Origin of the sequence: Pseudomonas sp. 21LCFQ010 (assembly GCF_024129905.1) — a bacterium.
Lineage (GTDB): Bacteria > Pseudomonadota > Gammaproteobacteria > Pseudomonadales > Pseudomonadaceae > Aquipseudomonas.
Window position 1 is genome coordinate 127,368 of record NZ_JAMYDZ010000002.1, and the last position, 13,248, is coordinate 140,615.

The 13,248-nt window shown below is 60.8% G+C and carries 13 protein-coding genes; 9 read left to right on the forward strand and 4 right to left on the reverse strand.

Annotation, left to right across the window (positions count from 1 at the left end):
- Positions 1-72 precede the first annotated feature (72 nt).
- Complete coding sequence (locus NJC38_RS03385; RefSeq protein ID WP_253111854.1) at positions 73-1,329, forward strand: AGE family epimerase/isomerase; 1,257 nt, start codon at positions 73-75, stop codon at positions 1,327-1,329.
- Between the two features lie 104 nt (positions 1,330-1,433).
- On the opposite strand, the gene NJC38_RS03390 is transcribed toward NJC38_RS03385, so the two are convergent.
- On the reverse strand, positions 1,434-2,510 hold the full coding sequence (locus tag NJC38_RS03390) for an AbrB family transcriptional regulator (protein ID WP_253111580.1): 1,077 nt from the start codon (positions 2,508-2,510) through the stop codon (positions 1,434-1,436).
- Positions 2,511-2,630: 120 nt separating this feature from the next.
- Between NJC38_RS03390 and NJC38_RS03395 the strand changes: the two genes are divergently transcribed.
- Both NJC38_RS03395 and NJC38_RS03400 read left to right on the forward strand, forming a co-directional pair.
- Positions 2,631-3,533 (forward strand): LysR substrate-binding domain-containing protein, encoded by a 903-nt coding sequence (locus NJC38_RS03395; RefSeq protein WP_045492644.1) that lies wholly within the window; start codon positions 2,631-2,633, stop codon positions 3,531-3,533.
- A gap of 115 nt (positions 3,534-3,648) precedes the next feature.
- Complete coding sequence (locus NJC38_RS03400) at positions 3,649-3,879, forward strand: hypothetical protein (protein ID WP_253111582.1); 231 nt, start codon at positions 3,649-3,651, stop codon at positions 3,877-3,879.
- Here NJC38_RS03400 and NJC38_RS03405 read toward each other — a convergent pair.
- A complete protein-coding gene (locus NJC38_RS03405) occupies positions 3,872-4,381 on the reverse strand; it encodes a nucleoside 2-deoxyribosyltransferase (RefSeq protein ID WP_253111584.1) in 510 nt (169 codons plus the stop codon). The genes NJC38_RS03400 and NJC38_RS03405 overlap by 8 nt on opposite strands.
- A 146-nt stretch (positions 4,382-4,527) precedes the next feature.
- On the opposite strand from NJC38_RS03405, the gene NJC38_RS03410 reads away from it, so the two are divergent.
- On the forward strand, positions 4,528-6,246 hold the full coding sequence (locus NJC38_RS03410; protein ID WP_253111587.1) for a VRR-NUC domain-containing protein: 1,719 nt from the start codon (positions 4,528-4,530) through the stop codon (positions 6,244-6,246).
- 101 nt (positions 6,247-6,347) lie between these two features.
- On the opposite strand, the gene NJC38_RS03415 is transcribed toward NJC38_RS03410, so the two are convergent.
- Positions 6,348-6,662 (reverse strand): hypothetical protein, encoded by a 315-nt coding sequence (locus NJC38_RS03415; RefSeq protein WP_253111595.1) that lies wholly within the window; start codon positions 6,660-6,662, stop codon positions 6,348-6,350.
- 453 nt (positions 6,663-7,115) lie between these two features.
- On the opposite strand from NJC38_RS03415, the gene pstS reads away from it, so the two are divergent.
- From pstS to pstB, 4 genes are all read left to right on the forward strand, one after another.
- The gene (gene pstS / locus NJC38_RS03420; RefSeq protein WP_045492632.1) at positions 7,116-8,132 is read left to right on the forward strand and encodes a phosphate ABC transporter substrate-binding protein PstS; all 1,017 of its coding nucleotides are present in this window, start codon (positions 7,116-7,118) and stop codon (positions 8,130-8,132) included.
- A gap of 81 nt (positions 8,133-8,213) precedes the next feature.
- Positions 8,214-9,209, forward strand: a complete 996-nt coding sequence (gene pstC, locus NJC38_RS03425; RefSeq protein ID WP_045492629.1) for a phosphate ABC transporter permease subunit PstC — start codon at positions 8,214-8,216, stop codon at positions 9,207-9,209.
- Positions 9,206-10,087, forward strand: coding sequence for a phosphate ABC transporter permease PstA (gene pstA / locus NJC38_RS03430; protein WP_045492626.1), 882 nt, complete (start codon positions 9,206-9,208; stop codon positions 10,085-10,087). Before pstC ends, pstA begins: the two co-directional genes overlap by 4 nt.
- Positions 10,087-10,866 (forward strand): phosphate ABC transporter ATP-binding protein PstB, encoded by a 780-nt coding sequence (gene pstB / locus NJC38_RS03435; RefSeq protein WP_045492623.1) that lies wholly within the window; start codon positions 10,087-10,089, stop codon positions 10,864-10,866. Before pstA ends, pstB begins: the two co-directional genes overlap by 1 nt.
- Before the next feature lie 105 nt (positions 10,867-10,971).
- Here the strand turns inward: pstB and NJC38_RS03440 are convergent, their stop codons facing one another.
- Positions 10,972-11,880, reverse strand: a complete 909-nt coding sequence (locus NJC38_RS03440; RefSeq protein ID WP_253111597.1) for a LysR substrate-binding domain-containing protein — start codon at positions 11,878-11,880, stop codon at positions 10,972-10,974.
- 242 nt (positions 11,881-12,122) lie between these two features.
- Here NJC38_RS03440 and NJC38_RS03445 point away from each other — a divergent pair, with 242 nt between their 5' ends.
- Positions 12,123-13,127: an alpha/beta hydrolase gene (locus NJC38_RS03445; RefSeq protein WP_253111599.1), complete on the forward strand. Its 1,005-nt coding sequence runs from the start codon at positions 12,123-12,125 to the stop codon at positions 13,125-13,127.
- Positions 13,128-13,248 lie beyond the last annotated feature (121 nt).

A 13,248-nucleotide genomic window follows, 5' to 3' on the forward strand; every position in this document is an offset into this window, starting at 1 on the left:
ATGATGGCCCCGGTCGGTCAGGTGATCCATCCCCAGCCTGACCATCGTCAGGTTGAGGAGGGCCACAGCGTCATGGACAAGCATCGCACCGCGCACACCTTCAGCAGTTGGCTGCACACCCCCACCCATCAGCAGTGGCTCGGCCAGGAAGGCAGGCGCCTGCTGGGCTTTGCCAGGGCCGCCCGGCTCGAAAACGGTTTCGGTGATCTGGACGACTATGGTCGGCTGATGGTCGGCGCCCGCGCCCAGACCCTCAATACTGCCCGGTTAGTCCATTGTTTTTCGCTGGCGCATATCCAGGGCATTCCCGGATTTGCCGACCTCATCGACCACGGCCTGGCCGCGTTGCTGGGGCCGCTGCGCGATGAGTTGCACGGCGGCTGGTTCGATGCGCCGCTGGATGAGGGCGGCAACTCAGACAAACAGGTTTACCTGCATGCCTTTGTGGCGCTGGCGAGCAGCTCGGCGGTTGTCGCCGGCCGGCCTGGGGCCCAGGCATTGCTCGACGAGGTGCAGGCGGTGATCGTTGAGCGCTTCTGGAGCGAAGCAGAGGGCGCGCTGCGTGAATCCTTCTCTCGTGACTGGCAGCACGAAGAGCACTATCGCGGTGCCAACAGCAACATGCACGGCACTGAAGCGTTTCTGGCCCTGGCCGACGTAACGGGCAACGCGCAATGGCTTGATCGTGCGCTGCGGATTGTCGAACGGTTGATCCATCAGCATGCTGGCGCCAATGACTTTCAGGTCATCGAGCATTTCAGCCGCACCTGGCAGCCGTTACCGGATTACAACCGCGACAACCCGGCCGACCCGTTTCGCCCCTATGGCACCACGCCGGGCCACGGCTTCGAGTGGGCGCGGCTGTTGCTGCACCTTGAGGCGGCATTGCTGCGTGAACGCTGCAACGCCCCCGGCTGGCTGGCCAAACATGCCCGTGAATTGTTCGACAGTGCCTGCCGGCATGGCTGGCAGGTCGATGGCGCACCAGGCATCGTTTACACCCTGGATGAACAACGTCGCCCGGTGATCCGCCAGCGTCTGCACTGGACCCACTGTGAAGCGGTCGCCGCCGCCGCCGCGCTGTTGCAGCACACTGGCGAGGAAGTATTCGAGCAGTGGTACCGGCAGTTCTGGGAGTTCAACGAAACCCGTTTCATCGATTATGAACACGGCAGCTGGTATCACGAACTGGATGAGCGCAACCGGCCGGCAGCGATCATCTGGGAGGGCAAACCGGATCTGTATCACGCTTATCAGGCGGTGTTGCTGCCGCTGCTACCGCTGGCGCCGAGCCTGGCCAGTGGGCTGGCAGGGAAGGGAGCGGTGTAGGAGATCGCCCGCCGCCTCGCTGTCACCCAGCAAACACGGACCCCGTAGGACCGGCCGGGCGGCGATCCGCTTTAGCCGGGAAGCCTTCGCTGCTGAAGCAGCTGCTACGGCCGGCCACTCCAGCGAATCACCTGTCTGGCCAGAAAACTGCCGGTCAGAATCACGCCGAACAACCGCAGTGTCTGCATCGCCAGCACGAACCCCACATCGGCATGGGTATCGATGGCGATGATCGCCATGGCATCCAGCCCGCCGGGGCTGGTCGCCAGGTACACCGACAGATAATCCTTGTCCAGCCATACGGCGATCAGCCACGCCGACAGCGCACAGAGTGCAATCAGCAGCAGCGAAGCCAGCAACATCATCGGCAGATGGCGCCAGACATACAGCACCGTTGGCCGGTCAAAGCGCAGCCCGACATAGCAGCCGATCGCGCCATAACCGAAGGCAACCAGCCAGCCGGGCAGGGCGATCTGTAACACCCCGGACAATTGCAACGCGGTCCCCAGCAGCAGCGGCACCAGCAACACCCCGGCCGGCAGCCGTGAGCCCAGCCAGACCCCCGCACCGATGACCGCCAGGCTCAACGCGATGTCGGTGAGGTTCAGGCCTTGAGCCTGGCTGGCGCTGGCCTGCAGTTGCGCACCGCCCACCGAAGCGCCCAGCCAGTGGCTGACCAGAGCACCGACCATCACCACCAGCACCACCCGCACGTACTGCATGGTCGCCACGACTCGCGGGTCAGCCCCGTGGTCTTCCGACATGGCAACCATCACCGAGGCCGCACCGGGTGAGGTCCCCCACGCGGCGGTGTGGCTCGGGATCCCGGCATAGCGCACCAGTACCAGGCCCACCACGGCGCTCAGCGACACGGTCAGCAGGGTGCCCAGCAACATGATGTGCCAGTCTTGCAAGACCATGAGCAACACGCTGAGGCTCATGGCGTGGGCGATCATCACCCCGACGGTGCCCTGGCCGAGCTGGAACAGCACTTTGGGCAGGCGAATGCTGGCGCCGGCAACGCCAAAGCCGATGGCAACCAGCATCGGGCCGAGAAACAACGCGGCCGGCACATGAGCGGCGCTTAACAGTTGACCGGCCAGGCCGGCGGCAAGAATAAGGGCGACCCATTGGGCCGGGGCGGGAAGGGCGGGTAGCGCGAGTGAGGCGGCGCGAGGCAAGAGGATTCTCCCAGGCAGATGACGCGATCCATTGCGGATCAGATGCAGCAATTATCCGGGCTTGAAATCATCAAGTCTATTTTCTAATAATCATGAATCTATAACTATTGTTGATCGATTATGGACCTGCGCGACCTGACGTATTTCGAAACCATTGCCGAGCTGGGGCATCTGGGCAGGGCGGCGGAGAAGCTCAACCGCAGCCAGCCGGCACTGACCAAAAGCATCCAGCGTCTCGAAGAGTCCTTCGGTACCCGGTTGTTCCAGCGTGATGGGCGACGCATCAAGCTCACCCCGGTCGGTGAGCTGCTCAAGGCCCGCGGCAAGGAGTTGCAACTGAGCATCGCCCAGACGCAACGGGAAGTGCGCGATTTTGCCAGCGGCCTGGTTGGCACTATCCGCGTAGGTTGCGCGGCGACCATGGCCGAACACCTGTTGCCCAAGCTGACCCAGGCGCTGTTACAGCGCGCCCCGGACCTGACCTTCAAGCTGGTGATCGGCCAGGACGACCTGCAGCGCGAGGCGCTTAACGAAGGGCAATTGGACATGATCATCTGCTCGCTGATTCCCGACAGCGAACAGCTCATCAGTTTTCCGGTGTTCGACGACGAACTGGTGGTGATTGCCAGCCCGCAGCATCCGGTGTTCGACAGTGCCTTGCAGATGCGTGACCTGTGTGACTACCGCTGGGTCCTGCCGCCGATTGGCGTGTCGTCGCGCAAATGGCTGGACGCCACGTTCGCTGCCCACAACCTGCCGCTGCCGGTGGTGCAGATCGAGGCCAATTCCATCTCACTGTTGCCCGGCCTGATTGCCCAGAGCCACCTGCTCAGCTTCATTGCCCGGGAGAGTGTCGAATATGGCCATAACATGCAGCACTTGCGGGTGGTGCCGATCAGCGAAGCGACCATGAAGCGTACCGTCGGGGTGACCGTGCGGCGCGGCGCTTATCAGACGCCGGCGGCGCAGGACATGCTGGCGTTGCTGCGCGACCATGGCCGGGATTTTCTCAGCTGGGCGTGATCAGGACCTGAATCCTGAGCATCGAACAGATTTGCCCGAAATTTTGCCGCCGCGCCGCGCGCGCGCTCCTGATTTTGCTGATATAACAATTGCTTGAGACGTTACAGACAGGAGCATGAACACGATGTACCACGCCAGCCCCGCCATGGACTGCCCATTCCCCCATCCGGCCCTGATTCGCTTTGAGCTGCACTTCGGCGGTGACCGCTCGCCATTGAACGATGCCGACGCCGACGAAGACCCGGACGCTGAAATCTACCTCGACCCAGACTTGCTCGGCCTGGACGATTTTGCTGACGCTGACAAGCTGGACACGGGCGATATCGGCTCCTCCTCAGTCAACTGAAGCTGCCGGTCCGGCTCAGATAGCGGGCCAGCGCTTCAGCACCCAGTTCGACACTGGTGCTGACGCCGACCCAGCTGCAGGCCAGCATCAGGTTACGCGGCAGGCCGAAGTCTTCGACCAGCAGGTCTTGCTGGTCATAGCCTTGTTGATCGTGGGCAACCTGTTCGCGCAAGGGCACCAGCGGCTTGCAGTACGCCCACACCGGTTTGCCCAGCGCGACCGCCATGCCGATCTCGAATACGGTTCCGGAGTCCGGCTCCAGGCCGCGAAAGGCATTGAGGTTGGCCAGCACCGCGGTGCAGCGTTGCAGCATGCCGATGTTCTGCTGATAGATCAGCTGGGCGGTTTGCTGAGGCACCAGCCCCGGTTCGACCTGGTTGTCGAACGGGTACAAGCCCTGCATGCCGTGGGCGGCGCACAGATCCTTGAGGTAGCGGCCGTGTTCAATCGGGTTGCGCCGGAACACATCGAAGCCGGCCAGATAGATCAGCGGTGCAGGCATGATGGCGTTCCTCAACGGTGGGTGTCGTTCAAGGATGACAGGCTGACGGGCGTCTTGCCACTGATCGGGCCGAGTGGTAGCGGGCTGTATTGTGTATAAATAGCCAGTATCCTTGGTGCCATTTCCATCGTTGCCTGATACCGCTTGTGAACAGTTCGCCCCTCGATAATCCGCTGTATTACCTGGTCAACTTCCAGCAGGTGCTGGGTTGGATCGCACTGCGCTATGACGACCTGCTCGACCAGCAGGAGCGCCGTTTCATCGAAGCCTTTGCCCGCTTGCCGGTCAGTGCTCAGGGGCTGTTGGTACGCATGGTGATGCGCAAAGGGGTGTTGTTTCGCGCCAGCAAACTCGATTATGTCGAGCTGGGTGACACGCTTCTGGCCGTGCAGCCGTTACTGGAGCTCGGCTGGATCGATGCTGAGCCTGCGCTGGATCTACAGCAGGTGTTCGGCCTGTTGCGCAAGGATGAACTGGCGGATTGCTTCAAGGCCCACGCCATCAAGGGCGCGCAGCGCAAGAGCCAGTGGCTCGAGCAACTGCTGCCGGTTCATTCGCAGGCACAACCACTGGCCTGCTGGTATCCGCAGCTTGATGACCAGGTTTTGAGCCTGACCATCATGCCGGTCTGCGATCGCCTGCGGCTGCTGTACTTCGGCAACCTGCACCAGCAATGGTCGGAGTTCGTACTCGCCGACCTGGGCGTGTATCGCTACGAGACGGTGGATTTTTCCCAGGACTCGCGCGGCATTGTCTGCCGCGCCGATATCGACGTGTGCCTGCAATTGCATGCCTGCCGCGAAGCGCTGGAACTGGGCGAGGTGCTCGCTGATCTGGCTGAGCGCGCGCTGGCCATCGACACTGACAATGCGTGGTTGCGCATGCGCCGCAACAAGTTGCTGTTTCATATCGGTCAGCAGGCCGAGCGCCTGCAAGACTGGCCGCTGGCATTGGCGGTATATGCCGGGTGTGACTATCCCGGTGCGCGTTCGCGGCGTATCCGGGTGCTGGAGCGCAGCGCTGAGTACAGCCAGGCCATGGTGCTGCTCGATCTGGCCCGCAGCGCGCCGGAAAGTGACGCCGAGGTCCAGCACCTGCAACGTGTGCTGCCGCGCCTGCAGCGCAAGCTCGGGCTGACCGTCGAGCGCCGGACCAAGGCGCGTGAGCCTGTGCGTATCGACTTGAACCTGCCGCCGGAACCCGGTTTGAGTGTAGAGCACCTGGCTGGCAGGCATCTGGCCGAGGAGGGCGCCTCGGTGCATTACGTCGAGAACACCCTGATCAATTCATTGTTTGGCCTGCTGTGCTGGCCGGCGATCTTCGCGCCGCTGCCGGGCGCATTCTTTCATCCTTTCCATACTGGCCCTAGCGACCTGCACAGCCCGGATTTTCATGCGCGTCGCATGCCTTTGTTCGATGCCTGCCTGGCGGCGCTTGATTCCGATGCCTGGCAAGCGATCATTCGTGACCACTACCGCAGCAAGTTTGGCTTGCAGTCGCCCTTCGTGTTCTGGAACGTACTGACCCCGGAGCTGCTGGAGCTGGCCTTGCTATGCCTGCCCGCCGAGCATTTGCGCCAGTGGTTCCAGCGCTTGCTGCAAGATATCAAGGCCAATCGTGCCGGCATGCCAGACCTGATCCAGTTTTATCCGTACCAGCGCCGCTACCGAATGATCGAGGTCAAAGGCCCCGGCGACCGCTTGCAGGACAACCAGCTGCGCTGGCTTGAGTTCTGTGCCGGCCACGATATGCCGGTGCAGGTGTGTTACGTGCAATGGGCACTCGATGCCGATGAACACGTGCAACAAGCGGCAGACGCCATCCCGGTGATGGAAGGGACGCTGCAAACGCCCTGTTTGTCATAGCTATCACGCAGGGCTATCACGCAGGCTTGGCAAGCGACCCGAGTGTCAGTTCGCAGCATTTGAACGCGGCGGGCGAAGCCAGTGCTTCGCCCGGCCAGAGGTCATTCCACGACAGGTTTGCCGGACGGCGTCGTGGTGGCTTTCGGAGTGCTGGTGCCATGGTTGTCATGGCCGGTTTTGCCATGATCCGAACCGTGTTGCACATCGGTGCCGGACTCACGTGGGGTGGTCTTGGCACCTTGCGTGTTGGAACTGTTGCGGTCAGTGGTCGGTGCCGCATCAGTACCCGGCAGCTTGGTGGCGTTCGGATTGACCGGGTTGGTCGGGCCGGTGGAACCGGCCATGGCGGCTCCGGTAAAAGCAGTCAACAAGCCAGCAAGGGCCAGAGCGGTCAGGCGGTTCGTGCGCATGGTCATGGTGTTAACTCCTGTAGGGGTAGGGCGTACATGTGTTGGGCATGGGCAGTCGTGTCCAGGTGCCATGCCAGCCGACAAACGGTAGACCAATCTCCGCACCTGCATTAATACCACCCCATAAAAGACTGCGTGTAGCGTTGTTTTTTCTCTCTCCGCAGCCGTCCTGAAAATGCTCGGAAAACAGGTTTTTGACAGTTCTGCTACAGAGATGGCTATCGGCTATCGCTGAGTGTTGGCGGTTTGCCACTAAATTGACTGCTGCTCATGAACCTCCCGTAAACACGGGGCGATATGCGCTTTTCAGCAGGTTTTTTCAGCCTTTGAAAGCAGTAAAAAGCGGGGCGCGGCACGCGATGTCGACTGTTTGTCATTAAACAGAAACATTTCAGGTTTTAAATCCGCATCGGGCCTTCTTGGTAACCACCAAACTTTCTCCTGGATCGAGGTATTCCCGTGACACTGCTGACTAAAACACGCTTGTCTGTCCTGCTCGCTTCGCTTTGCCTGAGTGGCATGGCTCACGCGGTCGACGTAACGGGCGCAGGTTCGAGTTTCGTTTTTCCGGTGATTTCCAAGTGGTCCCAGGACTACAGCAAGAACTCCGAGAACCGCATCAACTATCAGTCGATCGGTTCGGGCGGCGGTATCGCTCAGATCAAGGCTGCGACCGTTGACTTCGGTGCTTCCGATGCCCCTATGTCGGCTGAAGACCTGGCTGCTGCCGGCCTGGGCCAGTTCCCTAGCGTGATCGGCGGTATCGTGCCAATCGTCAACGTTGAAGGCGTTGAGAGCGGCAAGCTCAAGCTCGACGGCCCGTCGCTGGCCAAGATCTTCCTGGGTGAAATCAAGAAGTGGAACGACCCGGCGCTGGTCGCGCTGAACCCTGGCCTGACCCTGCCAGACACCGCCATCACCGTTGTTCGTCGCTCCGACGGCTCGGGCACCACTTACAACTTCACCAACTACCTGAGCAAAGTCAGCCCGGAATTCAACGAGAAGCTGAAGTTCGGCTCTACCGTTCAATGGCCAGTGGGCGTGGGCGGCAAGGGTAACGAAGGTGTTTCTGCTTACGTCAAGCAGATCAAAGGTTCGATCGGTTACGTAGAGCACTCCTACGCCACCACCAACAAGCTGGCCTACACCCAGCTGAAAAACGCCGCTGGCAAGTTCATCACGCCAGACGCCAAGGCTTTCGCTGCCGCTGCTGACACCGCTGACTGGGCGAGCGCCAAGGACTTCGGTCTGATCATGACCAACGCACCGGGCGAAGCGGCATGGCCGATCACTGCCACCACCTGGATCATCATGTACAAGCAGGCCAAGAACGAAGAGAAGAGCAAAGCTGCTTTTGACTTCTTCAAATGGTCCCTGGAAAACGGCCAGAAGCAAGCCGAAGAGCTGGAATACGTCGCTCTGCCGAAGTCGCTGGTTGAGCGTGTAGAGAACTACTGGAAAGCCGAGTTCAAGTAACAGCGCTTCAAGTTTGTAGCTCACCCCTGTCATCAGCCATGCAAGCTGGTGACGGGGGCTTTCCCTTGCGAGTGGATCGAAATGACTGAAAACACCCAATACCTGTCCGCCGAGCTTACCGCTGCCGAGTCCGACAGCGAAAAGCGCGCCCAGCGCGATCATCGCCATGACGTATGGTTCCGGCGTACCCTGCAGGCTTCGGGGATGCTGGTACTGATACTGCTGGGCTGTATCGCGGCATCTACTCTATGGGGTGGAAAGCTGGCTTTCGAAACCTTTGGTTTCGGTTTCCTGACCAGCACTGAATGGAACGTCAACGAAGGCAAGTTTGGCGCCCTGGTACCGATCTACGGCACCCTGGTGACCTCGTTTCTGGCCTTGTTGATCGCTGTACCGGTAAGTTTCGGTATCGCCATCTTCCTGACCGAAGTTGCACCGCCATGGTTGCGCATGCCAATCGCCTCGGCCATCGAGCTGCTGGCCGGTATTCCTTCGATCATCTACGGCATGTGGGGCCTGTTCGTTTTCGGCCCGTTCATGGCCGCACATATTTCTCCCTGGATCAACGACGTACTGGGCTCGCTGCCACTGGTAGGGGTGCTGTTCCAGGGGCCGCCACTGGGTATCGGCATGCTGACCGCCGGTATCGTCCTGGCGATCATGATCATTCCGTTCATTACCTCGGTAATGCAGGAAGTGTTCCGCACCGTACCGACCACCCTCAAGGAGTCGGCTTATGCGTTGGGCGGAACCACCTGGGAAGTGGTCTGGGACATCGTCCTGCCTTACACCCGTTCGGCGGTGGTCGGCGGCGTGTTCCTCGGTCTGGGCCGCGCATTGGGTGAAACCATGGCGGTAACCTTTGTACTGGGTAACGCGATCCAGTTCTCCCCATCGCTGATGATGCCAAGCAGCTCGATTGCTTCGGTCATCGCCAACGAATTCAACGAGTCCTACACCGACCTGCACCGTTCGGCGCTGATCGCGCTGGGCTTTTTGCTCTTCGTTGTGACCTTTATCGTGCTGGCTCTGGCCCGCTTGATGCTGTCTCGCCTGTCGCGCAAGGAGGGCCTATGAGCGACAAGAAAGCCAACGAGAACCTGTACCGGGTTCGCGCGCTCAAGAACAACATCGCCATGGTGCTCAGCTGCGCCGCGACCGGCTTCGGCCTGCTGTGGCTGGTATGGATCCTGATTACCACCATCGTTGAAGGTGTCAGTGCTCTGAACCTGCAACTGTTCACCAGCATGACCCCGCCGCCGGGTGTCGAAGGCGGTCTGGCCAACGCCTTCTACGGCAGCATCCTGATGTCGCTGATCGGCCTGGTCATTGGTACTCCGATCGGTCTGATGGCCGGTGTCTGGCTGGCCGAGTTCGCCCGTTACTCCAAACTGGGCAACGCGGTGCGCTTTATCAACGACATTCTGTTGTCGGCGCCGTCGATCGTTCTGGGCCTGTTCGTCTACACCGTGGTGATCCTGCCGCTCAACAAATTCAGCGGCCACACCGTCGGTTTCTCGGCCATCGCCGGTGCTATTGCCCTGGCGCTGCTGGTGATCCCGGTGGTGGTACGGACCACCGACGAAATGATGCAACTGCAACCGACCACCATGCGTGAAGCCGCGCTGGCGCTGGGTGTGCCGCAATGGAAGCTGACCCTGCAGATCGTGCTGCGTGCCGCCAAGGCCGGTGTGGTCACCGGTGTGCTGCTGGCGCTGGCGCGGATCACCGGTGAAACCGCGCCGCTGCTGTTCACCGCGTTCGGTAACCAGTTCTGGAGCAGCGACCTGCTCAAACCGATCGCCAGCGTTCCGGTGGTGGTCTTCCAGTACGCGATGAGCCCGTACGACGACTGGCACTCCCTGGCCTGGGCTGGCGCACTGATCATGACCCTGTTCGTGCTGCTGCTGAGCCTCGCTTCTCGCTTAATTCTTCTGCGCAATAAGGCGTCCTGATGAACACTCTTTCTCTTGCGAACGAAAAAACCAAGATTCAGGTACGTGGCCTGGAATTCTTCTACAACGATCACAAGTCGCTCAAGTCCATCGACATGGTGATCCCCGAGAAGCGCATCACCTCGATCATCGGCCCGTCCGGCTGCGGCAAGTCGACCCTGTTGCGCGTGTTCAACCGTATCTACTCGATGTACCCCAAGCAGGAAGCGCGTGGCGAAGTCTTGCTCAACGGTGAGAACATCCTCGACCCTGGCTACTCGATGAACCGCCTGCGCAGCCACGTCGGCATGGTGTTCCAGAAGCCGGTGCCGTTCCCGATGTCGATCTTTGACAACATCGCCTACGCCATCCGCCACCACGAGAAACTCTCGCGTCGCGAGATGGAAGAGCGGGTGGAACAGGCACTGCGCGGCGCCGCGCTGTGGGATGAGGTCAAGGACAAGCTCAAGCAGAGCGCCACCGGTTTGTCCGGCGGTCAGCAGCAGCGTCTGTGCATCGCCCGGACCATCGCCCTGCGTCCGCAGGTGCTGTTGCTGGACGAACCGACCTCGGCGCTGGACCCGATCTCTACCGGTCGTATCGAGCAGTTGATCACCGAACTCAAAGAGCAGTTCACCGTGATCATCGTGACTCACAACATGCAACAGGCAGCACGTTGCTCGGACTACACCGCGTTCATGTTCCTGGGTGAACTGATCGAGCATGGCGACACCGACACCATGTTCACCAAGCCGAGCAAGAGTCAGACTGAAGACTACATCACCGGTCGCTTCGGCTGATTCATCGCGTCATTAGCGCTGTACCCATTCGCGGCTGAAGCCGCTCCTACACGGGTTGACCCCGTAGGAGCGGCTTCAGCCGCGAAGCATTTCTACGCGAAGCTTTTATCCCCGCTCCCCCATAAACGCCTCGATCCGCTCGCGCAGCCAGCGCTCGGCCGGGTCGTTGTCCATCACGCTCAGCCAGCTCATCGACAGGTCCAGCCCTGGTGTCTCGAAGGGCAGCGCCTCATCCCGCAGCAAGCCCAGCTCACTCATCGCCGTGGCGGTAAAGTCCGACAGGTTGGCAATCAGGTCAGTGCCGGCCAGCAGTGCGGGCAGGCTGGTAAAACGTGGCACCGACATCACCACCCGACGCTTGCGGCCGATGGCTTCCAGCCACTCATCGGCGAAGCTGCTGACGCTGGCTACATGCGAAACCACCACGTGTGGCCGTGAACAGTACTCGTCCAGGCTCATCGGCGTGGTCGAGTAGTCGGCGCGCACCACCCTTGGCTGACAGTTGCGCAGGCGCTTGCGTTTGGCATTGGCCGGCAGATCGCGGGTCAGGCAGACGCCTACGGTGATTTCGCCGGACATCAACAGCTCGGAGATATTCCAGTAGTCAGCGTGCTTGACCACCAGCACGACGTTTGGCGCTTCCTGGCGCAGGGCGCGGAGCAGGGCAGGCAGCAGACCGAACTCCACATCGTCCGACAGGCCGATACGAAAGGTCATGGTGCTTTGCGCCGGCTCGAACTCACGGGTCAGGCTCAAGGCCATGGACATCGCGTCCAGTGCCGGGGTCAGGTGGCGGAGGATCTCGTGGGCACGGGCGGTGGGTTCCATGCGGTGGCCGATCCTGACAAACAGCGGGTCGCCCAACAGATTACGCAGCCGGTTGAGCGCGGCACTGATCGTCGGCTGGCCGAGAAACAGCTTCTCGGCGGCACGGGTCACATTGCGTTCCTGCATCAGGGTTTCGAATACCACCATCAGGTTGATATCCGCCTTGCGCAGTTCATTACGATTCATCGAGAGGATTCCTTCAGCCGGACCCAACACGCCGGTCAGTCGCCGCCAAGTCTAAGAAGACTCAAGCGCTGACGTCCAGCGGCTGCCCGCATCGGGCATTAATCTTTTGTAATGGACTTTTCGGCATGGCAGGGCATTTTGCCGCCGCAGTGCGGACCTGCTCCGGTACATTGCCGGGTTCACCTACCTGTCTGGCGTGCGGGTTTCGCTCAAACGCCAGGCCCAGAAAAAGGAGTTGTCCGATGCAGGTTGCAAAGATCGCCGCCCTGGCGGCCGCCATCATCTTGCCCGGCGTGGTGCAGGCCGCCACCCCAAGCTACGGCGAACGTCTGGAAGGCTTCAGCTACCCGTACCCGCTCAAGCAGTTTGCCTTTGAGTCGCAGAACCAGAAACTGGAAATGGGCTACATGGACGTCGCACCGAGCGCCAAGGCCAATGGCCGCACGGCAGTGCTGATGCATGGCAAGAATTTCTGCGGCGCGACCTGGGAGGCGACCATCAAAACCCTGAGCGAGGCCGGTTATCGGGTCATCGCCCCGGACCAGATCGGTTTCTGCACCTCCAGCAAGCCTGGCCATTATCAGTACAGCTTTCAGCAACTGGCGCTCAACACCCGCGCCTTGCTCGATCAGTTGGGCATCGACAAGGTGGCGCTGGTCGGCCACTCCACCGGCGGCATGCTCGCCACCCGCTTTGCCCTGATGTATCCAGCGCAGACCGACAAACTGGTGATGGTCAACCCCATCGGCCTGGAAGACTGGAAGGCCGTCGGCGTGCCGTACCGCAGCGTAGACCAGTGGTATGAGCGGGAATTGAAAGTCAGTGCCGAAGGCATTCGCCAGTACGAGCAGAAAACCTACTACGACGGGCGCTGGAAGCCAGAGTACGACAAGTGGGTAGACATGCTCGCCGGGCTGTTCAACGGCCCTGGCAAGCAGGCCGTGGCGTGGAACTCGGCACTGATCTACGACATGATCTACACCCAGCCGGTGTACCACGAGTTTGCCAATCTCAAGGTGCCGACCGTGCTGATGATTGGCGACCGCGACACCACCGCCATCGGCAGCGATATCGCACCGCCTGAGGTCAAGGCGAAGATTGGCAAGTATGAGCAGCTGGGCAAGGATGTGGCCAAACTGATTCCCGGCGCCGAACTGGTCGAATTCAAGGGCCTGGGCCATGCCCCGCAGATGGAAGAGCCAGAGCGCTTTCACAAGGCCTTGCTGACCGGGCTGCAGTTGAAATAACTGCCTGTGCTGCATTCGTCGGCAACCGGCGCTCCGGTTGCCAGCGAATGTGCTGGGTACACAACTTGAATTGAATTTACCCTTGCCATTCGCCCTCGCAGGCAATCCGCGTTACCATCGG

Bases quoted from the DNA above. Each gene is read 5' to 3' on its own strand.
- NJC38_RS03385 (WP_253111854.1), top strand. From the start codon at position 73: ATGGACAAGCATCGCACCGCGCACACCTTCAGCAGTTGGCTGCACACC.
- NJC38_RS03395 (WP_045492644.1), top strand. From the start codon at position 2,631: ATGGACCTGCGCGACCTGACGTATTTCGAAACCATTGCCGAGCTGGGG.
- NJC38_RS03400 (WP_253111582.1), top strand. From the start codon at position 3,649: ATGAACACGATGTACCACGCCAGCCCCGCCATGGACTGCCCATTCCCC.
- NJC38_RS03405 (WP_253111584.1), bottom strand. From the start codon at position 4,381: ATGCCTGCACCGCTGATCTATCTGGCCGGCTTCGATGTGTTCCGGCGC.
- NJC38_RS03415 (WP_253111595.1), bottom strand. From the start codon at position 6,662: ATGACCATGCGCACGAACCGCCTGACCGCTCTGGCCCTTGCTGGCTTG.
- pstC (WP_045492629.1), top strand. From the start codon at position 8,214: ATGACTGAAAACACCCAATACCTGTCCGCCGAGCTTACCGCTGCCGAG.
- pstA (WP_045492626.1), top strand. From the start codon at position 9,206: ATGAGCGACAAGAAAGCCAACGAGAACCTGTACCGGGTTCGCGCGCTC.
- pstB (WP_045492623.1), top strand. From the start codon at position 10,087: ATGAACACTCTTTCTCTTGCGAACGAAAAAACCAAGATTCAGGTACGT.
- NJC38_RS03440 (WP_253111597.1), bottom strand. From the start codon at position 11,880: ATGAATCGTAATGAACTGCGCAAGGCGGATATCAACCTGATGGTGGTA.
- NJC38_RS03445 (WP_253111599.1), top strand. From the start codon at position 12,123: ATGCAGGTTGCAAAGATCGCCGCCCTGGCGGCCGCCATCATCTTGCCC.